The sequence below is a fragment of the Rhizocola hellebori genome, assembly GCF_016862955.1.
Taxonomy (GTDB): Bacteria; Actinomycetota; Actinomycetes; order Mycobacteriales; family Micromonosporaceae; genus Rhizocola; species Rhizocola hellebori.
This window is the reverse complement of sequence record NZ_BONY01000030.1, coordinates 87,686-108,080: the sequence shown is the minus strand read 5'-3', so window position 1 is coordinate 108,080 and position 20,395 is coordinate 87,686. Positions and strand designations below refer to the sequence as shown.

Below are 20,395 nucleotides of genomic sequence, written 5' to 3'. Positions count from 1 at the left end.
AGGAAAACCGACAGGGTTTTACGATTCCCTTACCTGTGCTCCTTCGGAGATGTCGGCGACGACGGCGTAATGGTCGCTGGGCCAGACTCCATCGACCGGGCTCATTCCGGCGCGATGGGCCGAGCGGACGTGTCCCAGAGGTGCGCTGCGCCCGGCAATGTGGATGTAGTCGATTCGGGCGCTGGGCTCAATCCATTGCCCCACATAGGGGTTGGCCCTGTCCCAGGTGACACCCGGATCGGTGGGGGAGGCCACCCGCCACGCGTCGAGGAAGATCTGCCCTTCCACCACCGGTGCGGTGAGGTTGCCGCCGAATCGGCGCAGCTCGTCGGAGTCGGGTTCGGCGTTGAAATCGCCGGTGACGATAGGCGGATGATCGGTCACGGGCAGCGCGGCCACGTGCCGGGCGATCGCCTCGACCTGGGTCACCCGCCGCGCCGACCCGCCCAGCGGCAGCGCGCTCAAATGCGTGGTGACAAAGGGAATCGTGGCATGCGGCGCGTCGATCATCGCGCTCAGCAAGGGCCGGGACGGGTCCTGCGGCAGATCGAGGACCTGCTCATCGCGGATGGGCCAGCGGCTGAGCATGGCCACCCCGAACCGGGCGGCCGGATCCCCGATGCGGCTGCGCCAGCGTTCCTGGTCGCTGGGCGCGCCGAAGACCCAGTGCAAGCCGAGGTGGTCGGCCAGCCATTCGGCCATGTTCTCGTTGTCGTCGGCCCACACCTCTTGCAACCCGCAGATGTCGGGCTGTTGCTCACGAACCACTTCGAGGATCGCCTGGCGACGTTTCTTCCAATCGTTGAAGCCCCACCACAGATTCCACGTCATCACCCGCACGTGATCACCTTGCCACACCTGGGTTAAGGCTGCTCCAGCCGGTACCAGCCGTCGCGGCTCATGCCCGTGGCCAGGTAGCCCTTGGCGAAGGCGGGGTCCATCACCTCACGCACGGCCAGACGCCACTCGCTGGCCTGCGCCGGATCGTCGCGGCGCAGCGCCACGATGTCAGGCGGCACCCGGCACCAGATCATGCCGTTGTCCTTGGCGGTCAACGGCCCGCCGTCGGGCGCCAGCCCGGAGGGGTGCTCGGGCGGCGACACCTCGTCGGGCCGGGCGGGCGCGTCCAGTCGCCATTGGACGGTCAGCCGATCGGTCTCGTCGCTTCCCTGTACCTCGTCCTCGAGCACCCCATAGAAGTCGATCGCGTATTCGGCGCCGATCGCGCCCAGCTTCATCAGGTTGAACCGCGCGTTGCGCCCGACGAGGGGATCGAAGGTCCACCGCATCGTGGTCGCCCCGTTTTCCAGAGCCCACGCCCGCTGTGCCTGCTTGAGCACATAGCCGACACCGCGGCCGGTGGTGCTGGCTCCGGCTACCAGCGAGTAGACAGCCCGCTCGGCGGGCGCGCAGAACACCGCCGCGCAGGCCCCGACCAGCCGGTCGCCGTCATAGGCGACGTGCACGGCGCCACCCGCGTGCACAGCAGCAACCAGGACATCCGGTGGCATAACCCACAAGCCGGGCGGAGTACCCCAGATCCGGTTGAGCAGCGCTCCCACCTCGTTCAGATGGGCGGCATCGACCGCGGCGGCTATCCGAATCGCGGCCGGGTCGTGGAGAGGGGCCATCACTACAGTCTGCCGCACGGGTAGAAATGAGGGCATGCCTGAACTGATCAACCCCGATCCGCGGGTGCACAGATCCTTCCTTGTCGCCGTCGCCGAGTTCAAGGCGGAGGGACGTGGGCAGGCCGACGATCGCACCATGCTCGGCGAAGAGATCCACCGGTTCGGCCGGCTCTGGCCGGACCCGGTGGCGTTCGCCCGGTATGTAGCGCGCCAGCGGGCGATGGCCTTCGAGAAGACGCCTCCCCGGGAGGGCTTCGCGCCGGTGACCAACATGTGGCTGGTCGACGGCGATGAGTTCCTCGGCCGCATCGCCATCCGCCATTCGCTGACCCCCATCCTGCTCGAGGCCGGCGGCCACATCGGATACGACATCCGGCCGAGCGCGCGCCGCAAGGGCTACGCCACCCAGATGCTGCGCGCGGCGCTGCCCGTCAGCTTCGGTCTGGGCATCGATCCCGCCTTGATCACCTGCGACGTCGACAACATCGCCTCCCGCCGCGTCATCGAACGCAACGGCGGTGTTCTTGAGGATCAGCGCAAAGAGAAGCTGCGGTTCTGGGTACCCACCACGCCTTAGCGGCCATGGATGGTGCGGTTGCGCTGCACCAGAGCGTCGATGACCACGGCCGCCAGCAGGACCACGCCGGTGACGATGAGGCGCACGTCCGAGGAAAGACTGAGCAATTCCAAACCATTGGCGATGGTACCGATGACAAGCGCGCCAAGCAGAGGAGCGAAGCGGCGGGTGCGCCCACCGAACAGGCTCGTGCCGCCGATGACCGCGGCCGCGATCGCGTTGATGAGCGTCTCGCCGCCGCCGGACTGCTGGTTGGCGAAGCCCAGCCGCATCGCGGCGATGATGCCGCCGACCGCGGCCAGTGTGCTGCACAGCGTGAAGACCGAGATGCGGATCCAGTTGACGTTGATGCCCGCGCGGCGCGCCGCTTCGATGTTGCCGCCGACGGCGAAAATCTGGCGGCCGTAGCGGGTGTGGCGCAGCATCCAGTCCACGATCGCGACGATCGCCACCATGAACACGAAGGTCCACGGGATTCCGCGGTCCTGGTAGAGCTTCATGACGATGAGCTCGAGCAGCACGAGCAACACGGCGGCCACCACGACCGGCCACCAGATCGGGCCGACCTCCAGGCCCGCTTTGACTCGCCGCTGCCGGTTCCACAGCTGCAAGCCGAGCAGCAGCAACGGAATCAGCGCCGCCAGCGCGATCGCGCCGTTGTGCGGCAGGAAGCGGAATTGGGCCAGCTCGACCAGCGGCCCGTTGGGCGGCAGGTTGATGGTGCCCTGCTTGCCCAGGATCCGCAGCTGCACGCCTTGCCAGGTAAGCAATCCGGCCAGGGTCACGATGAAGGAGGGCACCCCGACCTTGGTGAAGATGCTGCCCTGGATGAGGCCGATGAGGGCGCCGGCCAAGACGGCGAAGGCCACCGCGATCCACGCCGCGCGCTCGTCGCGCACGTTGGTCACCAGCAGGATGGCCGCGGCCACGCCGCTGACCGAGCCGATGGACAGGTCGATCTCGCCCAGCATCAGCACCAGCGTGACGCCGGTGGCCAGGACGCCCAGGGCGGCGATCTGCAGCAGGAGATTGACGAGGTTGAAGGGGTTGAGGAAGGTCGAGTTGAGGCTCTGGAAGACGATGACGATGATGATCAGTCCAATGACGACCGGTGCCGAAGCCATCAGGTCGCCCAGGCGCACGCCCTTCATGCCACACCACCGTTCATCGAGGCGCCCGTGATCGAGGCGATGATCTGCTCATTGGTCACCTCGTGCATGTTGAACCGGCCGTTCACCTTGCCCAGGCGCAAAATCACGACCTTGTCGGCCACCGCCCGCACATCGACCATGTTGTGGCTGATCACCATCACGCCGAGCCCTCGTTCGCGCAGCCGGCTGATGAGGTTGAGCACCTGTTCGGTCTGCGAGACGCCTAGCGCCGCCGTGGGCTCGTCGAGCAGGACCACCTTCGGCTCGCCGAGCAGGGAACGGGAGATGGCCACGGTCTGCCGCTGGCCACCGGAGAGCGCGGCCACCACCGTTCGCAGGCTCGGGATGGTGGCGGACAGCTCCTTGAGCAGCTGCCCGCTGCGCCGCTCCATCTCCACCTCGTCGAGCACGCCCAGCCGCAGGCGTTCCCGGCCCAGGTAAAGGTTGGAGACGACATCCAGGTTGTCGCAGAGCGCCAGGTCCTGGAAGACCGTGGCGATGCCCAGCGACTGCGCCGCGTGCGGGGTGTCGATGCGCACCGGCGTGCCCTGGAAGAGGATTTCGCCCTCATCGGGCGGGTTCACCCCGCAGATCGCTTTGACGAGGGTGGACTTCCCGGCGCCGTTGTCGCCCACGAGAGCGACAACTTCGCCGGGATAGACGTCCAAGTCCACATTGGACAGCGCCTGCACTCCACCGAAGTGCTTGCTGATGCCCCGCATGGACAAGATTGCTTCGGTCACTGCAGCCCCGCCGCTTTGCACGCCTCGGCGTAGGTGGTGGTGCAGATCTCCTGCAGCTTGTAGAGGCCATCGGCCACCACGGTGTCCTTGACGTTGGACTTGATGACGGCCTGTGGCTCAAGCAGGAACGACGGGATGTCGCCCGAGCCGTTGTTCACAGTCGTCGGCGCGGTGGGCTTCTGTCCCTGCGCCAGGGCCACGGCCAGCTCGGCGGCCTTGTCCGCCTCGGGCTTGAAGGCCTTGTACACCGTCATGAACTGGTCACCGGCGATGATGCGCTGGATCGCGGCGAGCTCGGCGTCCTGCCCGGTCGTGGGCGGCACCGGGGTGATCCCCGCGCCACGCATGGCGGCGATGGCGCCACCGGCCGTGCCGTCGTTGGCCGCGTAGACGCCGACGAAGCCGTCCTTGCCCAGCTGAGAGATCTGACCTTCCATGAAGCTCTGCGCGTTCTCGGGCTTCCACTCGGGCGTGAAGAAGTCGGGCTTGGGCACGACCTCGAAGCCGGAGCCGTCCAGCGCGCTGTGCGCGCCCTTGTTGAACAGCTTGGCGTTGTTGTCCGTCGGCGAGCCGTTGATCATCACGATCTTGCCGGACGACTTTCCATCGCTCTTGAGCTTGTCCACCAGCGTGCTGCCCTGCAGCTTGCCGACCTTCTCGTTGTCGAACGAGATGTAGTAGTCGACGTTGGCGTTCTGGATGAGCCGGTCGTAAGAGATCACCGGCACGTTCTTGCTCTGGGCCAGGCGCACGATCGTCGACGCCGCGGCGCCGTCGACCGGGTCGAGCACGAGCACCTTGGCGCCGTTGTTGAGCGCGGCTTCGGCCTGCTGTTGCTGGCGGGCCTGGTCCTGCTGCGCGTTGCTGTAAAGGATCTCGCAGGTGGGACAGAGCTCCTTCACCTTGGCCTCGAACAGCGGCCGGTCCTTGGCCTCATAGCGAGTGGTTTGCGACTCCGGCAGCAGGAGTGCGATCTTTGTCCCGCCCCCTGACCCACTGTCCGAACCTGAGTTGTTGTCGTCGCCGCAGGCCGTCAACAGGCCAGCCGCGAGCGTCAAAGCCGCGGCGGCGGCGAGGCCGGCGCGATACCTGATAGCCATCCCATATCCCCCGTCAAGATCGTTATCTGGCTATATCGTATGCCCCCGGATCACCCACTGTTAGCTGTTCGTCGCAATTCGTTGTCGACATCCCGACATGAATCTTGCCGCGACCCGAATCCTCCGATGTTCTGTCGCCGCTAAGACTTTTGCATCCGTAAATAATCTTCAGCCGGTGCGCGGCTGGGACCGACATGCCACGCAGCTGTCATCAGACGCGGTGGCGGCCGAAGTCCCCCGGCCGCCACCGTCCAATTAGGAGACGGGACCGGTTGCGCTCACCGGCCACCATGACGCCATGCCTGAACGAAGCGGACGTCATCGTCGCCGAGGGCGTCAGCAAGGGCCCCGATGGCAAGGGCACCGCGTTGGTGCGGGCGTTGACGCTGAGCTACCGGATAGCGCGCTTCAACCGCAAACTCGGCCTGGTGGAGCAACAAATCGACTACTCGCTGTTCGAGGTGCCGGTGCTGAACCCGGACGTGACCGCCGCCGAATTCGAAGCGAGCTGGCAACGGCTCAAACTCAGCCATCGGCTGATGATGTACTGCCTGCTGCCCGTGGTCGTCCTGGGCCGTCTGTTCGGTGGCACCAAGGCATTGTGGACCAAGGCGGTCGAGCTTGAAGACCTGCCGACGGCCGAGGCGGAGGAGCTGTCCGAGGGAATGGAGGAGCTCGATGAGGAGTTCGGCGGCGAACGCGACGACCGTCTGCATGAGGCGCTGTCCCGGCTTCACCGTGAACGCGGCCACGAAAATGTCAAGGTGGCCATCGGTTACGGCGCGGGCCACGTGACCGCGATGGTGGGGCACCTGATGGATCGGCACGGCTATCGCCCGCGATCGGCGGAATGGCTGACCGTGGCGCATCTGTGATACATCCCAATATCGAATTCTGTGACTGAATCGCAACCATAGCGGGGTGGGCGCGTGTCTATCTTTGCTAGCGTGTTGCCGAAGAGAATGCTCGTCAGTTTGATAGCCACGGCGATCGCGAGTGCCGGTGCCGCAACGTCTGTGGGCATTGGCCTGGTCCCGGTCGCTCAGATCGCCCCGCTGGGCTCGAAAATAGATGCCTACGCGGTCTACGACGCACAGAACACCTGTGATCCGGTGGCGAAGCCGGGCGTGGTGGCGGTCAAGGACCTGCTGAACGACAACTTCGGCAAACACAGCTGGGGGATAGACCGGGCTTGCGATGTGGGCGGCACCAGCGAGCACAAGGAAGGGCGCGCGCTGGACTACATGCTCGACGCCGCCGATCCCAAGCAGCGCCAGACGGCGCAGAGCATTCTGGACTGGCTGCTCGCCACCGACGAGCAGGGAAACGCGCACGCCAACGCCCGCCGGCTGGGTGTCATGTACATCATCTGGGATCGTCAGATGTGGAAGGCCTTCTCGCCCAAGCTAGGCTGGCAGCCGCGTCCCTGCGACGGAAGCCCGGGCGATTGCCACACCAACCACATCCACATCAGCTTCAGCCGTCAGGGGGCCCTCAAGCAGACCTCGTGGTGGACCTCGGCCAGCCCGGCGCCTACCGTTAGCACGGCGCCCGCGCCGCCCACCGAGGTGACGGCCGTGCTTGCCCCCGACGGCAGCCCGTGGGTGTTCGGCCGGGCGGCCGATGGCACCCTGCATCAGTGGTACGAAGCCAATAATGGGTGGCTGGAGCGCAGTCTCGGTGGCTCGCTGGCCGGCGACGCGGTGGCCGTGCGCACACCCGACGGCAATCCCTGGGTGTTCGGCCGCGCCACCGACGGCACGCTGCGGCACTGGAGCTACCTCAACGGCACGTGGCCGCAGCGCAACCTTGGCGGCTCGCTGGCCGGTGACCCCGCGGTGGCGGTGTCGCCCGACGGCAGCCCGTGGGTGTTCGGGCGTGCCGCCGACAACACGTTGCACCACTGGACTTTCGCGGCAGGCCATTGGATCGAGCGCACCCTCGGCGGGTCGGTGACCGGTGAGGTCACGGCCACGCTCGCGAAGGACGGCACGCCATGGGTGTTCGGCCGCACCACGCAGGGTGCGCTGCATCAGTGGTATCTGGTGGACGGAACGTGGTCCGACCGCGACCTGGGCGGCCCGGCCGGTGGCGACGTCACGGCGGTGGTGGCCCCCGACGGCAGCCCGTGGCTGTTCGGCCGGGGCGACGACGACACGCTCGCGCAGTGGTATTTCGCGGGTTCGGCCATGTCGGCGCGCAGCCTTGGCGCGTCATTGACCGGCCCGGTGACGGTGGCGGTGGCCCGCAACGGCACGCCGTGGGTGTTCGGCCGAGCCAAGGACGGCACGCTGCAATGGTGGTACTACGTCAACGGCACCTGGTTCGACCACAACCTCGGCGGCGTCGTGGAAGGTGACGTGGCCGCGGTGGTGGCCGCGGATGGCAGCCCGTGGGTGTTCGCCCGGGCCAAGGACGGCGCGCTGCAGCGGTGGTACTACACCGACCGGTGGGTGGCTACCCCCGCGGCTGCCCCGACTGTCCAAAGCGGACAGACAGCTTCTGCAAGTGCGCCACCAGCTCCGGCGGCTCGGTGACCGTGAAGTCGACCCCCAGGTAACCGAGCCACATGGCCAGTTCCTCCACCGAGCTGGCCCCGGTCTTGAACACGCAGGTGTGGTCGTCGATCGCCTCCACCGCGCCGAACTGATGCGGGATCCGCTCGGCGATGGTTTCGGCCGGAGCGTAGAAGGTGACGCTGGCGGTGTATTTCCACGGCGCGGTGGAGACCCGGCGGGCGACGTATGTGGCCGCGTCCGGCTCGGGCATGGGCCGTGGCGCGAAACGTTGCCCGGTAGGCGATTGCGGCTGCACCCGGTCGAGCCGGAAGATGCGCCAGTCGTGCCGCTCGATGTCGTAGGCCAGCAGATACCAGCGCCGGCCCCAATTGACCAGCCGGTAGGGCTCGACCACCCGGACACTGTCCGCGCCGGAGTGGTCGGAGTAGCCGAAGCGGACCCGCTCATGGTCGCGGCAGGCCGCGGTCAGGGTGGTCAGCAAGCTGGCGTCGACGGTGGGGCCTCGCCGCAACGCGGGCACCGCCACGGTATAGGTCTGCAGCGCGTTCACGCGCCGCCGCAACCTGGTCGGCAGCACCTGTTCCAGCTTGGCCAGCGCCCGCAGCGAGATCTCCTCTATCCCGGCGATCGATCCGCCGGCGGCGCTGCGCAGACCGACCGCGACGGCGACCGCTTCTTCGTCGTCGAGCAGCAGGGGAGGCAGGTTGGCCCCGGCGCCCAGCCGGTAGCCGCCGACCGCGCCCCGGGTGGCGTGCACCGGATAACCGAGCTGGCGCAGCCGATCCACATCGTTGCGCACCGTGCGCGTGCTCACCTCGAGGCGGTCGGCCAACTCGGTGCCGGTCCATTCGCGCGGGGTTTGCAACAGGGAAAGCAGGCGCAGCAGCCGGGCGGAGGTCTCCAACATGATTTCAGTTTGCCAGATCATTAGGAACGAGTTGTTCCTAATGCCCTGACAGGCTTGTCCCATGAACGCGATGACCGCAACAGCGACCCGCCCGGCACCGGCGATTACCGCCCGGTGGCTCGGCCTTTCCGTCGTCCTGGCCGCTACGATCATGAACCTGCTCGACTCCACGGTGGTCAATGTCGCCGCCCCTTCCATCTACGCCGAGCTGGGCGGAAGCCTGGCCAGCCTGCAGTGGATCGCGGCCGGCTACACCCTCGCGCTGGCCGTCGGGCTGCTCACCGGGGGACGGCTGGGCGATATGTATGGCCGCAAGCGAATGCTGATGATCGGGGTTGCCGGGTTCACCGTCACCTCGCTGGCCTGTGCGCTGGCCTGGTCGCCGAGCGTGCTGGTGGGCGCGCGGGTGCTGCAGGGCCTGTTCGCCGCGGTGATGATCCCGCAGTGCTTCGGGCTGATCCGTGATCTTTTCCCGCCGCAGGACATCGGCAAGGCGTTCGCCGCTTTCGGCCCGGTCATCGGCCTGTCCACCGTCATCGGGCCGATCGTGGCCGGCTTTCTCATCGCGGGTACCGGATGGAGGATGATCTTTCTGATCAACCTGCCGCTGGGCGTGTGGGCTCTGGTGACCGGCCGGCGCATCCTGCCCGGCAACGCGCCCACCCACCGCCACTCCCAGCTGGATGTGCCCGGGATGGCGCTGGCCGGAGCCGCGATGTTCCTGCTGGTCTTCCCGCTGGTGCAGGGCCGTGAGCTGGGCTGGCCGTCGTGGATCTTCGCCATGCTCGGCGCGTCGCTGGCCATGTTCGCAGGCTTCGTCGTCTACCAGATGCGCTTGAAGGGCCGTACCCCCCTGGTGGAGCTCAGTGTCTTTGCGAAGCGCTCGTTCAGCTCCGGGGTCATCTTCGTCATCGTCTTCTTCGGCGCGATCGTCGGCTTCTCCCTCGCGGTCGGCCTGTTCCTTCAGCTCGGGCTCGGCTACTCGGTGATCCGGGCGAGCCTGACCATGTCGGCGTGGGCGCTGGGGGCCTTCCTGGGCTCCGGCTTCGCCGCCGCCATGATGGCCAAGCTGGGCCGCCGGATCCTCCACATCGGACTGATCGGAATGACCGTCGGCATGGTGGGCGTCTACCTTGTGCTGCAGGGCTCCGGCATCGATCTGACCAGCTGGGAGCTGGCGCTTCCGTTGGGGGCGTTCGGTTTCGGGATGGGCATGATCTTCGTGCCGCTCTTCGACATCATCATGGGTGAGATCGCCGACCACGAGGTCGGTTCCGCCTCCTCCAGCCTGGAAGCCCTGCAGCAGCTCGGCGCCTCGCTGGGGGTGGCAGTCCTGGGCACGATCTTCTTCGGCATCACCGGCCCGGCCATCTCGGCCACGACAGCGGTTCGCGCCGCCTCGGTGGTGACCTTGATCGCGGTCGGGCTCACCATCGCCGCCTTCGGCATCGGTTTCCTGCTTCCGCGCAAGGCCCGGGCGAACGCGTGAGCTAATCGTCCCGAAACGCTACCGCCCGGGCGGGTAAAGCCCGGGCGGTAGACTTGCCGGGCCGATCTACGGGCAAGGGAGTGAATCGTGGCGGAGTCGTTGCCGGGCGCGAGCCGCAACACCAAGCAGCGTGGCGAAATCCTGGGTCTTCTAAGGCAGACTGACGACTTCCGCACGGCGCAACAGCTCTACGCCGATCTGCGCTCACAGGGCAGCGGGGTGGGGCTGACCACTGTCTATCGCGCCTTGCAAACCCTGGTCGACGCCGGTGAGGCCGACACCATGCGGCTGCCCAGCGGCGAGCAGCTGTTTCGCCTTTGCGGTCAGGGCCGCCATCACCACCATCTGGTGTGCCGCCAATGCGGCCGCACCGTGGAGATCGACGGCCCTGCGGTCGAGTCCTGGACCGACCGGATAGCCCGCGAACACGGCTTCACCGACGTCTCCCACACGCTGGAAATCTTCGGCACCTGCTCCGCCTGCGCCGCCAAACCCGAGTAGCCCGTCCACGTCAGACCTCGTGGGCCAGCTTGCGGACGCGGAAGGCCATGATGATGTCGGTGATGCCCCGTGCCAGCGCGATGACGGCCACGTAGACGATCAGCAGGTAGAGGGAGCGCTCGAACCGGCCCGCGGCCCAGAAGCCAAGCAGCATTTCGACGATGCCGATGATGACGCCCAGCCACCACGCCTCGTTGGTGGCCTTGGTGAGGAACCCGAGGACGATATCCGCGGCGCCCTTGAACAATAGGTACCAGCCGATGAAAGCGGCGAGCCAGAAGACCGTCTTGCCCGGGTTGATCCAGGCGAAGAAGCCGGTGACGATGAACAGCGCGCCAAGCAGACCGTGCAGCCATTTCCAGCCGGGGACGAAGAACATGAGGTAGAGCTCGCCCACCCCGGCGGCCAGGATCACCGCGCCGGCGAGGACGGCGATGGCGTTGACCGAGCGGCTGTTGTAACCGAGCACCAGCCACGAGACGATGATCCACAATGCACCGGTGACGAGAAGCAGCCACCAGGGCAAACCGGTTGCTCTCGCACTTCTAACCCCTAAGGTCGTCATAGCTCGAATATATGAGCAAAAGTAACCTTACGCGGTAGTTTGAGGGGATGACTCAGCTGATCTCCCTCGGCTCATCCCCGCCGGTGGCGCACCACGGCATGGTCTGGATCCCCGACGGCAGTTTCACCATGGGCTCTGACGATCACTATCCGGAGGAGGCGCCCGCGCGCACGGTCGAGGTCGGCGGGTTCTGGATCGCCCCGCATCCGGTGACCAACGCGCGTTTTCAGGACTTCGTGGCGGCAACTCATTACGTGACCGTCGCGGAGCGCGCACCCAGCGCGCAGGACTACCCCGACGCCGACCCCGAGCTGCTCGTGCCCGCCTCCATCGTCTTCACCCCACCCGGGCGGCGGGTGGATCTGCGCGACCACATGCAGTGGTGGAGCCTGGTACCCGGGGCGGACTGGCGGCATCCCTACGGGCCGGGCTCAAGCCTGGACGGGTTGGAAGATCATCCCGTGGTCCATGTCGCCTACCAGGACGCGGCCGCCTACGCGGCTTGGGCCGGGGCGGCCCTGCCGACCGAGACCGAGTGGGAGTACGCGGCCAGCTCGGCCACGCGGTCGGAATTCGCCTGGGGAGACTCGTTCACGCCCGGCGGCAGCCACCTGGCCAACACCTGGCAGGGCGAGTTCCCGGCGGTGAACCTGCGTCTGGACGGATATGAGCGAACCTCGCCGGTGGGATCGTTCCCCGCCAACAGGTTCGGGCTCTTCGACATGATCGGCAACGTATGGGAGTGGACGTCGTCCCCGTTCGGCGCCCAGCAGCCGGCGGCCGCGTGTTGTGGCGCAGACGGGGTCGGGGCCGAGAAAGTGATGAAGGGTGGCTCTTTTCTCTGCGCCCCCAACTACTGCCGGCGCTACCGGCCGGCCGCCAGGATGCGCCAGACGGTCGACACCTCCACCTGCCATCTCGGTTTCCGGCTGGTGGTAAGGGAAAGCTAGCGGTGTCCGCCCGTTCCGCCCGCGCTCTCGTCGAGCTCCAGGGCCACCCCGGCCTTGGCCGCCTGAGCGGGCAGGCCGTTGGCCTCCAGGCAGCTGGCGCCCGGTGCGAGGGCGGGTGGCCGATCGGCGAAAAGGTCTGAGCCGGCTTCCTTGGAGCTGGGCGCGCGCAGATCGAGATCGACCGCCGCCGAACCCTTGAGCCGGCCGTTGCCGTTGGCGGCGGCGTAGTAGGAGACACCGTCCTTGATTTTGTAGGCGTAGGCGCCGAACGCCCACCACTCCTCACTGGGGAACGGGCCGATCAGATCTCTGGGCGGCACCGGATCGCCCGGCTTGAGCGGCGGCTGGCAGGCCACGAAGTAGACCGTCCAGCCGTTGTCGCGCAAGGCTTTCATCGCATCGAGCGTCTTGAGCTGGGCGGTGGTCGGCGCGTCGTTGGCGTTCTGCTCGAACAACTTGGCCTGTACCCGGCCGCGGCGCGGCGGCAGGCTTCCCTCGGTGAACCCGGCCACCGCCACCGGCGCGCCGATCGCATTGGACAGCAGCGGCTCGGACTGCATGACCCGCAACCGTTCCTGATCGGCCTCGCCGCTTCCGGCTTCGTCGCACGCGGCGACGGCCAAGCCGGCCAACACCACCATGACCCACAGGCTCCGAATCATTTCGGTGTCCTTCACTCGCGAGCGAGGGCGGCGAAGGCCTCCTTTTCCAGGTCCACGTACTGGTCGTCGCCGACGCTGATCTCCACTGACCGGATGACGCCGCCCCGGAAAGCCGACGGTTTCGGGTACTTGGCGGTGACCGGGTCGCCCGAGTCGCGCCCCACACACAGGCCGTCGCCGCAAAGGGTGAAGGTGCCGATCTGTGTCCTCATTGGACCCTGCGCGACCATGGCGTCGTCGACCCACAGCTTGGTGGTGCCCAGCGTCTCGTGATATTTGCCCTGGCCCTCCTTGGCGAACTCCACCCCAAGCACATAACGGCCCGGGCTGAGCGGCTCGGGGGAGACGAAGGTCTGCTCCTCGACGCCGAGGAAGTTGTAGACGTACCAAACCTTGCGGTCCTTGAGGAAAAGCGCGTGGCCGCCGAAGCGGGCGCCGGTGGCGAAGATGACTCCGGCCGCGTCGCCGTCGGTGATCTCGATGCTGGCCAGGATCCGATAGGAGCGTCCGCGCAGGTTGACCGCGGCCGCCTCGGGCACCTCGGCGGCGTCCGGGTAGTACACGTAGCTGTCCTGGGGCGCCATGGCCTGCGGCCGGGCGTCGTTGAGGATCTCGTAGGGCAACCGGTCGTCGAGCGGCAGCACCTGATACCTGCCCGCTTCGGTGAACCACAGGTCGACCAGTTCCTTGAGTTTGTCGGGGAACTGCTTGGCCAGGTTGCGCGCTTCCGAGCGGTCTTTGTCGACGTGATAGAGCTCCCATTCGTCGGCATCGAAGTTGCCCAGGCCGGAGGTGGGGCCGTGCACGGTGACCGCCTTCCATCCGTCCTGCCAGATGCCGCGGGTGCCGAGCATCGCGTAGTACTGCCGCTTCTTGCGGGTCTTGGCTTTCGGCTTGTCGAAGGAGTAGCGCATCGACACCCCGGGCAGCGGCACCTGCTTGTGGCCGTTGAGCCGGGCCGGGAACTTGATGCCTATACAGTCCAAAATGGTGGGTACGATGTCGGTGCTGTGGTGGTACTGATGGCGCACCTCGCCGCGGGCCTTGATCCCGGCCGGCCAGTGGATCACCAAGGGATCCGCGGTGCCCCCGGCGTACGAATAGCGTTTGAACATCTTGAATGGCGTGGAGAAAGCCACCGCCCAGCCGGTCGGGTAGTGGTTGTAGGTCTCCGGCGATCCCAGATCCTCAAGGTGGGCAAGGTTTTCCGACATCTCATCGGGCCAGCCGTTGAAGAATTTGTTCTCGTTGACCGATCCGTTCGGGGTGCCCTCGCCGGAGGCGCCGTTGTCGGCGCAGTAGATGACGATGGTGTTGTCCAGCTGCCCGGTCTGTTCGAGGAACTCGACTATCCGCCCGACCTGATGGTCGGTGTACTCGGAGAAGCCCGCATAAACCTCGGCCATCCGGATGAAGAGCTTCTTCTCGTCCTCTGAAAGATCCGCCCACGGGCGCATGTCGTCACCGGCGTCGTGGGTGCCCGGCGGCATCGGGTTGATGCGGGTGAGGTCGGTGCCTTCGGGCAGCACGCCCTGGGCGACCATGCGCGGCAGCACCCATTCGCGGTAGGCCTCGTATCCGTCGTCGAACTTGCCTTTGTATTTGTCGGCCCATTCCTTGGCCACATGGTGCGGGGCGTGGTTCGCCCCCGGGCAGAACCACATCAGCCACGGCCGGTCGGGCGCGGACTGGCGGGAGTCGCGCAGCATCTGCAGGGCGTGGTCGGCGAGGTCCTTGGACAGGTGGTAGCCCTGCTCCGGCTGGTAGGGCTGGTCAATGAAATGGTTGTCCTCCACCAATGTCGGGTACCACTGATTGGTCTCCCCGCCGATGAAGCCGTAGAAGCGATCCCAGCCCATCAGCAGTGGCCAGTGCCGTTTGCTCGATCCGGCGGTGGACTCCTCGATCGGGATGTTGTGATTCTTTCCGATCCAATAGGTGTTGTACCCGTTCTGCCGCAACACTTCCGCCATCGAGCCGCACTCGGGCGGGATGTGCGCGTTGGCGCCGGGAAAACCGATCGAGCCTTCGGTGATGCAGGCCATGCCGTTCTGATGATGGTTGCGCCCGGTCATGAAGGTCGACCGGGTCGGCGAGCACAGGGCCGTGGTGTGCCACTGCGAGTAGCGCAAACCGTTGTCCGCCAGCCGTTGCAGCGTCGGCATCTCGATCTTGCCACCGAACGGCGACCAAGCGGCCAGGCCGGTGTCGTCGTAGAGCACGATCAGCACGTTGGGCGCGCCTTCGGGCGCTTTCGGCGCGGCGAACGCCTCCCAGTCGGGGATTGATTCACGAACGTCGACGTTGATGACCCCTTGGAACGGACGACTCATGGAGCCGAGAATATCCGGAAGTGCACATATCCGTGCGGAGACTGAGGCAAAATCATCTTATGACCGGTCTGCCAAGGTTTGCCCTCGGAACGGTAGTGCTCACGGCGGAGCGGCTGGCCGGGCGCACCTCCGCGAGTTCGCCCGTCGCCATCGCGGTCGGCCTCGCCGACCAGGGCCGCAAGTCGGCCCGCAGCGCCGCCAAGAAGCTCACCGCGATGCGGATCAAAGCACCCGCGATCGACCTGAGGCAGCTGCTGCACGACGCGGGAGCGCGCGGCGCGATCGCCATGTCGCGCAGCCGCCGCGACGCCGAGGCCACCCTGCGCTCGGTCATGGACGACTCGTTCGACTGGGCCGAGCAGAAGGTGGTGCCCAAGGTCGTCGAGGAGATGATGCCTCAGATCGTCAACAACATCGTGCCGCGGATCCTCGATGGGGTGATGCCCCAGATCCGCAGCAAGGTGCTGCCCGTGATCATCGACGATCTCGCCCACGACCCGAACGTCCGCACGATGATCACCGAGCAGAGCCAGAGCGCGATGGCGGATGCCACGCTGGAGCTGCGGGAGACCTCAGCCGAGGCTGACGACCGGCTGGAGATCGCTTTCCGCCGGCTGTTCCGAAGCAAGTAAATGTCCCACTACGCCGGCGTGGTGACCCGGCTGGCGGCGCTGGTGGTCGACGGCGTCGTGCTCTCCATCGCCGTACCGGCCGTGGCCAACGGGCCACCGTCGATGTGGGCCTCGATCGACGGTGATGCGCCCGGCTGGCTCAAAGCCGCCTGCCAGTTCGCGGCTGCGCTGATCCCCATCCTGTATTTCTCCCTCTGCTGGTGGGCGACCGGGCAGACCTTGGGCGGTCTGCTCTTCGGGACGGTGGTGCGCCGCGCCGACGGCTCGCCGCTGACCCTCTGGCGCGCTCTGCTGCGCGCTTTCGTCGGTCTGCTCGTGCCGCTGCTCTGGCTGGCCGGGCTGTTCTTCGCGCTCTGGGATCCGAAGCGCAGAGCCTTGCACGATCGCCTGTTCGGGACCGCCGTTTGGTACAAACAGCGGAAAGTGTTAGCTATATAGCCGATCCGGGGACACACAGCGCACCGGAAATCGGGGACCATGAGCGCCATGCGTGTTCTTCTGGTCGGTTCGCTTGTGCTGCTGCTGAGCGCCTGTAGCGCCGCGCCCACCATGGTGCCCGGGGTGTCGCCCGCCCCGTCCTCCACCGCGTCCGCCGCGGCGCCCGTGGCGCTGGCCGTCGCGCCCGCCAAGGAGACCGACAACCTGCCGATCAGCGCGGAGATCGGGCTGACCGTGAGCAATGGCACCGTCGAGTCGGTCGTGGTCACCGATGCTTCCGGCGCGGCCGTGGCGGGCAAACTGCGCGAGGACAGCACCAGCTGGGTGCCAGACGCCCCGCTGAAATTCGCCACCGGCTACACCGCCACGGTCACCGCGAAGGGCAGCGACGGCAAGAGCGTCACCGAATCGACGTCCTTCAAGACCATGGCCAAACCCTCCAAGCGCAACGGAATCGGGCTCTACCTGTTCGCCGACCGCACCTATGGCGTGGCCCAGCCGGTGGTGGTCGAGTTCTCCAACCCGGTTCCGGAAAGCGCCCGGGCCAGTGTCCAGTCACGACTGTTTGTCACCACCACCCCGCCGCAGCCCGGTGTCTGGCACTGGAGCAGCCCGAAGCAGGTGATGTACCGGGCCAAGGACTATTGGCAGCCGGGGACGAAGATCGAGGCGCGGATAGCGCTGGAGGGCCACCCGATGGGCGATGGGCGTTACGGCGACGCCGACCGCCGGGGCGTGGGCAACATCTCCACCGAGAAGATCGAGCTGATCGTCGACAACGCCACCAAGGAGATGAACGTTCTGCGCAACGGCGAGTCCATCAAGACCCTCAAGGTCAGCCTGGGCAAGGCCGCCACGCCGTCCTCCTCGGGCACGCTGGTCATCATGGACAAACTGACCAAGACCATCTTCGACACCACGAACGAGCCCGGTGACGTCGACCGGTACAAGGTGGAAATCCAATACGCCCAGCGGCTCACCTGGTCGGGCGAGTTCATCCACGCCGCGCCCTGGTCGGTCAAGGATCAGGGGGTCCGCAACGTCTCGCACGGCTGCGTGAACGTCTCTATGGCCGATGCGCAGTGGCTTTTCAACATCACCCGCCTCGGCGACCCGGTGACCATCAAGGGGACCGAGCGCAAAGTGGTCCCCGGCAACGGGTTCACCGCCTGGGCGCTGCCGTGGGACGAGTATGTGAAAGGCAGCGCGATCCCGGTCGCCTGAAAGCGAATGTCGACTAGCGTAAATGGGTAGCCCTTCCCCCGGAGGTCTCCCATGTTCCTGCGCGCATCCCTCGCCCTGCTGCTGAGCCTGACCGGGCTCGGCGTGCCCACCCATACCCGGCTGCAAGCGCCGGTCTCGCTCGGTTCGGTGGTGCCGGTGCCGGTCAGCACCACCCCCACGCCCGGGGTCACGTTTGAGATCACGGCCAACACCGCCATCTTCGTCGAGCCCGGGTCGGCGCAGATCGGCTGCTATCTGGCCGGCATCCTGCGCCCGTCCACCGGGTTCCCGGCCGTCGTCTACCTGGCCACCGGGGTGGGCATATCCCTTCTGCTGTCGGGCGCGCCCGCATCGGCCGGAGCCGAGGGCTACCAGCTCGACATCACGGCCACCTCGATCACCATCCGGGCCAATCAAGCGGCCGGGCTGTTCCACGGGGTGCAGACGCTGCGCCAGCTGTTGCCGGTCACGGCCGAGAGCACCACCGTCCAACCCGGGCCATGGCTGGTGCCGGGCGGGCAGATCGTGGACTACCCGCGGTTCAGCTATCGCGGCGCGATGCTTGATGTGGCCAGACATTTCTTTCCGGTGCCGGCGATAAAGAGATATGTCGATCAGATCGTCCTGTACAAGGTGAATCACCTGCACCTGCATTTGAGCGACGATCAGGGGTGGCGCATCGCCATCGACAGCTGGCCCCGGCTCGCCAGCTACGGCGGCGCCACCGCGGTCGGCGGTGACCCGGGCGGCTACTACACCAAGGCCGACTACACCGAGATCGTGAACTATGCGGTGATTCGCCACCTGACCATCGTTCCCGAGATCGATATGCCCGGCCACACCAACGCGGCGCTGGCCTCCTACGCCAAGCTCAACTGCAACGGGGTGGCCCCGGCTCGGTACACCGGAATGAAGGTCGGCTTCAGCTCGCTGTGCGTCGGGCTTGAGCTGACCTACACCTTTATCGACAACGTGATCGGAGAACTGGCGGCGCTGACGCGGGGACCCTACCTCCACATTGGCGGCGACGAGGCGAGCTCGACCTCGGCCGCCGATTACGCCACGTTCGTCAATCGGGTGCAGGGAATCGTTGCGGCCCATGGCAAAACGGTGATCGGGTTTCATGACGTGCTCAACGCCACCGAGCTGCCGTCGACCGTGGCGCAGTTCTGGTGGACCACGACCGCCAACGCGACGGTGGCTCAGGCGGCTGGGCGCGGTACCAAAATAATCATGTCGCCGGCCAACAAGACCTATCTGGACATGAAATACCGCAACTCCACGCGGCTCGGGCTGAAGTGGGCCGGGCTTATCGAGGTGCAAACCGCATACGAGTGGAATCCGGGCGCGCACGTGGCCGGGGTGGGGGAGTCGTCTGTGCTGGGCGTGGAGGCTCCACTGTGGAGTGAAACGATCCGCACCTCCAATGACATTGAATACCTGGCTTTTCCGCGCCTGCCGGCTCTGATGGAACTCGCCTGGTCACCGGCGAGCAGCCACAACTGGGAGGCGTTCCGGCAACGCCTTGCCGCACAAGGCCCGCGCTGGCAGGTGATGGGAGTCGACTTTTATCCCTCTCCGCAGATTGGTTGGCCTACCCCTTAGCGCTCTTATTAGGTAAGTTTCCTAATCATTGGTCGTCAATGACGAGGAGAATCTATGCGCAGACTGACAGTGCTTCTCGCCACGCTGGCGACGGTAGCGGCGCTCGGGGCGGCCGCTCCGGCGCAGGGGCACAACGATCGCGACAAGCCGAGAACGGTCGGCTACTTCACGCAGTGGGGCATCTACGGACGCCAGTTCTACGTGAAGAACCTCGACACCAGTGGCGCTGCCGCCAAGCTGACCCACCTCAACTACGCGTTCGCCAACATCGACGAGCAGGGTCACTGTTTCGAGGCCAACGCCGCCGGAGCCGGCGACGCGTGGGCCGACTACCAGTGGCCCGTTCCCGCCGAGCTTTCCGTCGACGGGGTCGGCGACGCCTGGGGTGAGCCACTCAACGGCAACTTCGGCCAGCTGCTCAAGCTCAAGCAGAAGCACCCACAGCTCAAGGTGCTGCTGTCCATTGGCGGCTGGACCTGGTCGACCTATTTCTCGACCGCGGCGCGGCCCGAGAACCGGGCTGCCTTCGTCCAGTCCTGTCTGGACGTCTTCATCAAGGGCAACCTGCCCAACCTCGATGGTGGCAGTGGTGGCCCCGGCTCCGGGCTCGGTGTCTTCGACGGCATCGACCTGGACTGGGAATGGCCGAACTGGGAAGGCGAGCCGGGCAACGTCATCAGCCCGGAGGACAAAGCCAACTTCACCGGCCTGGTTGCCGAATTCCGCAAGCAGCTCGACGCGCTTGGCCGCGCCAACCACCAGCGCTACGAGCTGAGCGCGTTCCTGCCGGCCAATCCGGCCGCGATGGACGCCGGTTTCGAAACCAAGAAGGTCTTCAAGTCGCTGGACTTCGCCACCGTCCAGGGCTACGACTTCCACGGCACGTGGGAGTCGCTGACCAACCAGCAATCGGCGCTGCGCGAACCCGCGGGCGCTCCGGTCACCCCCGACTTCACCCTTGACCGCACCGTGCGCTCGTGGCTCGACCGCGGCGCGCCGCGCAACAAGATAGTCGTCGGGATCCCTTACTTCGGAAGGGGATGGACCGGCGTCACCGGCGGCGGCGACGGGCTTTTCCAGCCCGCCGCCGGCCCAGCACCGGCCACGTTCGAAGCGGGTTACGAGGACTACAAGGTCCTCAAGACCCTCGGCTATCCGGTCTACCGCGACCTGCGGGCCGGGCACGCGTGGCTCTTCGACGGCACCACTTTCTGGACATATGACGATCCTTTTGTGGTACTGCAAAAGAGCCTCTTCATCCGCCGGGAAGGCCTCGGCGGGGCAATGATGTGGTCGCTTGACGGCGACGACGCCAACGCCACCCTCACCAAGACGATCCGCTTCGGACTGGGCGGCTAGCTCGAGTCC

At 66.5% G+C, this 20,395-nt stretch carries 20 protein-coding genes; 11 read left to right on the top strand and 9 right to left on the bottom strand.

Going from position 1 to position 20,395, the window contains the following annotated elements; all coding sequences use genetic code 11:
* Positions 1-18: 18 nt before the first annotated feature.
* Both Rhe02_RS24350 and Rhe02_RS24345 read right to left on the bottom strand, forming a co-directional pair.
* Entirely contained in the window at positions 19-831 is an 813-nt protein-coding gene (locus Rhe02_RS24350) for an endonuclease/exonuclease/phosphatase family protein (protein ID WP_239124016.1), read from the bottom strand.
* Positions 832-863: 32 nt separating this feature from the next.
* Complete coding sequence (locus tag Rhe02_RS24345) at positions 864-1,631, bottom strand: GNAT family N-acetyltransferase (protein WP_203910651.1); 768 nt, start codon at positions 1,629-1,631, stop codon at positions 864-866.
* Positions 1,632-1,665: 34 nt separating this feature from the next.
* Between Rhe02_RS24345 and Rhe02_RS24340 the strand changes: the two genes are divergently transcribed.
* Positions 1,666-2,208, top strand: coding sequence for a GNAT family N-acetyltransferase (locus Rhe02_RS24340; RefSeq protein WP_203910650.1), 543 nt, complete (start codon positions 1,666-1,668; stop codon positions 2,206-2,208).
* Here Rhe02_RS24340 and Rhe02_RS24335 read toward each other — a convergent pair.
* The 3 genes from Rhe02_RS24335 to Rhe02_RS24325 are packed head-to-tail and all read right to left on the bottom strand — an operon-like array spanning position 2,205 to position 5,202.
* Positions 2,205-3,359, bottom strand: coding sequence for a sugar ABC transporter permease (locus tag Rhe02_RS24335; RefSeq protein ID WP_203910649.1), 1,155 nt, complete (start codon positions 3,357-3,359; stop codon positions 2,205-2,207). The two genes, Rhe02_RS24340 and Rhe02_RS24335, sit on opposite strands and share 4 nt — an antisense overlap.
* On the bottom strand, positions 3,356-4,102 hold the full coding sequence (locus tag Rhe02_RS24330) for an ATP-binding cassette domain-containing protein (protein WP_239124015.1): 747 nt from the start codon (positions 4,100-4,102) through the stop codon (positions 3,356-3,358). Before Rhe02_RS24330 ends, Rhe02_RS24335 begins: the two co-directional genes overlap by 4 nt.
* A complete protein-coding gene (locus Rhe02_RS24325; protein WP_203910648.1) occupies positions 4,099-5,202 on the bottom strand; it encodes a sugar ABC transporter substrate-binding protein in 1,104 nt (367 codons plus the stop codon). Before Rhe02_RS24325 ends, Rhe02_RS24330 begins: the two co-directional genes overlap by 4 nt.
* 272 nt (positions 5,203-5,474) lie before the next feature.
* On the opposite strand from Rhe02_RS24325, the gene Rhe02_RS24320 reads away from it, so the two are divergent.
* A complete protein-coding gene (locus Rhe02_RS24320) occupies positions 5,475-6,077 on the top strand; it encodes a hypothetical protein (RefSeq protein ID WP_203910647.1) in 603 nt (200 codons plus the stop codon).
* 72 nt (positions 6,078-6,149) lie between these two features.
* Positions 6,150-7,739: a VldE C-terminal domain-containing protein gene (locus Rhe02_RS24315; protein ID WP_203910646.1), complete on the top strand. Its 1,590-nt coding sequence runs from the start codon at positions 6,150-6,152 to the stop codon at positions 7,737-7,739.
* Here the strand turns inward: Rhe02_RS24315 and Rhe02_RS24310 are convergent.
* The gene (locus tag Rhe02_RS24310) at positions 7,660-8,628 is read right to left on the bottom strand and encodes a helix-turn-helix transcriptional regulator (protein ID WP_203910645.1); all 969 of its coding nucleotides are present in this window, start codon (positions 8,626-8,628) and stop codon (positions 7,660-7,662) included. The two genes, Rhe02_RS24315 and Rhe02_RS24310, sit on opposite strands and share 80 nt — an antisense overlap.
* Positions 8,629-8,689: 61 nt before the next feature.
* On the opposite strand from Rhe02_RS24310, the gene Rhe02_RS24305 reads away from it, so the two are divergent.
* Together Rhe02_RS24305 and Rhe02_RS24300 are read left to right on the top strand one after the other, a co-directional pair.
* Positions 8,690-10,117 carry a DHA2 family efflux MFS transporter permease subunit gene (locus Rhe02_RS24305; RefSeq protein WP_239124014.1) on the top strand — a complete coding sequence of 476 codons (1,428 nt, stop codon included), beginning with the start codon at positions 8,690-8,692 and terminating at the stop codon, positions 10,115-10,117.
* Positions 10,118-10,204: 87 nt separating this feature from the next.
* Complete coding sequence (locus tag Rhe02_RS24300) at positions 10,205-10,618, top strand: Fur family transcriptional regulator (protein ID WP_203910644.1); 414 nt, start codon at positions 10,205-10,207, stop codon at positions 10,616-10,618.
* Positions 10,619-10,628: 10 nt separating this feature from the next.
* Here Rhe02_RS24300 and Rhe02_RS24295 read toward each other — a convergent pair whose 3' ends face one another.
* Positions 10,629-11,183, bottom strand: a complete 555-nt coding sequence (locus Rhe02_RS24295) for an HdeD family acid-resistance protein (RefSeq protein ID WP_203910643.1) — start codon at positions 11,181-11,183, stop codon at positions 10,629-10,631.
* A 47-nt stretch (positions 11,184-11,230) separates the two neighbouring features.
* Here Rhe02_RS24295 and Rhe02_RS24290 point away from each other — a divergent pair, with 47 nt between their 5' ends.
* Positions 11,231-12,133: a formylglycine-generating enzyme family protein gene (locus tag Rhe02_RS24290; RefSeq protein WP_203910642.1), complete on the top strand. Its 903-nt coding sequence runs from the start codon at positions 11,231-11,233 to the stop codon at positions 12,131-12,133.
* Here Rhe02_RS24290 and Rhe02_RS24285 read toward each other — a convergent pair.
* Together Rhe02_RS24285 and Rhe02_RS24280 are read right to left on the bottom strand one after the other, a co-directional pair.
* Positions 12,130-12,795 carry a hypothetical protein gene (locus Rhe02_RS24285; RefSeq protein WP_203910641.1) on the bottom strand — a complete coding sequence of 222 codons (666 nt, stop codon included), beginning with the start codon at positions 12,793-12,795 and terminating at the stop codon, positions 12,130-12,132. The genes Rhe02_RS24290 and Rhe02_RS24285 overlap by 4 nt on opposite strands.
* Before the next feature lie 11 nt (positions 12,796-12,806).
* Positions 12,807-15,128, bottom strand: a complete 2,322-nt coding sequence (locus tag Rhe02_RS24280; RefSeq protein WP_203910640.1) for an arylsulfatase — start codon at positions 15,126-15,128, stop codon at positions 12,807-12,809.
* 59 nt (positions 15,129-15,187) lie between these two features.
* Between Rhe02_RS24280 and Rhe02_RS24275 the strand changes: the two genes are divergently transcribed.
* The 5 genes from Rhe02_RS24275 to Rhe02_RS24255 are packed head-to-tail and all read left to right on the top strand — an operon-like array spanning position 15,188 to position 20,386.
* A complete protein-coding gene (locus tag Rhe02_RS24275; RefSeq protein WP_203910639.1) occupies positions 15,188-15,760 on the top strand; it encodes a hypothetical protein in 573 nt (190 codons plus the stop codon).
* Entirely contained in the window at positions 15,761-16,198 is a 438-nt protein-coding gene (locus tag Rhe02_RS24270; protein WP_203910638.1) for an RDD family protein, read from the top strand.
* Positions 16,199-16,246: 48 nt separating this feature from the next.
* On the top strand, positions 16,247-17,422 hold the full coding sequence (locus Rhe02_RS24265) for a L,D-transpeptidase (protein WP_203910637.1): 1,176 nt from the start codon (positions 16,247-16,249) through the stop codon (positions 17,420-17,422).
* Between the two features lie 51 nt (positions 17,423-17,473).
* Positions 17,474-19,027, top strand: a complete 1,554-nt coding sequence (locus Rhe02_RS24260; RefSeq protein ID WP_203910636.1) for a beta-N-acetylhexosaminidase — start codon at positions 17,474-17,476, stop codon at positions 19,025-19,027.
* 54 nt (positions 19,028-19,081) lie between these two features.
* Entirely contained in the window at positions 19,082-20,386 is a 1,305-nt protein-coding gene (locus Rhe02_RS24255; RefSeq protein ID WP_203910635.1) for a glycoside hydrolase family 18 protein, read from the top strand.
* Positions 20,387-20,395 lie beyond the last annotated feature (9 nt).

Coding starts and splice junctions, on each gene's coding strand:
- Rhe02_RS24350 (WP_239124016.1), bottom strand. CDS start 831: ATGACGTGGAATCTGTGGTGGGGCTTCAACGATTGGAAGAAACGTCGC.
- Rhe02_RS24345 (WP_203910651.1), bottom strand. CDS start 1,631: ATGGCCCCTCTCCACGACCCGGCCGCGATTCGGATAGCCGCCGCGGTC.
- Rhe02_RS24340 (WP_203910650.1), top strand. CDS start 1,666: ATGCCTGAACTGATCAACCCCGATCCGCGGGTGCACAGATCCTTCCTT.
- Rhe02_RS24335 (WP_203910649.1), bottom strand. CDS start 3,359: ATGAAGGGCGTGCGCCTGGGCGACCTGATGGCTTCGGCACCGGTCGTC.
- Rhe02_RS24325 (WP_203910648.1), bottom strand. CDS start 5,202: ATGGCTATCAGGTATCGCGCCGGCCTCGCCGCCGCCGCGGCTTTGACG.
- Rhe02_RS24310 (WP_203910645.1), bottom strand. CDS start 8,628: ATGTTGGAGACCTCCGCCCGGCTGCTGCGCCTGCTTTCCCTGTTGCAA.
- Rhe02_RS24305 (WP_239124014.1), top strand. CDS start 8,690: ATGAACGCGATGACCGCAACAGCGACCCGCCCGGCACCGGCGATTACC.
- Rhe02_RS24295 (WP_203910643.1), bottom strand. CDS start 11,183: ATGACGACCTTAGGGGTTAGAAGTGCGAGAGCAACCGGTTTGCCCTGG.
- Rhe02_RS24290 (WP_203910642.1), top strand. CDS start 11,231: ATGACTCAGCTGATCTCCCTCGGCTCATCCCCGCCGGTGGCGCACCAC.
- Rhe02_RS24285 (WP_203910641.1), bottom strand. CDS start 12,795: ATGATTCGGAGCCTGTGGGTCATGGTGGTGTTGGCCGGCTTGGCCGTC.
- Rhe02_RS24280 (WP_203910640.1), bottom strand. CDS start 15,128: ATGAGTCGTCCGTTCCAAGGGGTCATCAACGTCGACGTTCGTGAATCA.
- Rhe02_RS24275 (WP_203910639.1), top strand. CDS start 15,188: ATGACCGGTCTGCCAAGGTTTGCCCTCGGAACGGTAGTGCTCACGGCG.
- Rhe02_RS24270 (WP_203910638.1), top strand. CDS start 15,761: ATGTCCCACTACGCCGGCGTGGTGACCCGGCTGGCGGCGCTGGTGGTC.
- Rhe02_RS24265 (WP_203910637.1), top strand. CDS start 16,247: ATGCGTGTTCTTCTGGTCGGTTCGCTTGTGCTGCTGCTGAGCGCCTGT.
- Rhe02_RS24260 (WP_203910636.1), top strand. CDS start 17,474: ATGTTCCTGCGCGCATCCCTCGCCCTGCTGCTGAGCCTGACCGGGCTC.
- Rhe02_RS24255 (WP_203910635.1), top strand. CDS start 19,082: ATGCGCAGACTGACAGTGCTTCTCGCCACGCTGGCGACGGTAGCGGCG.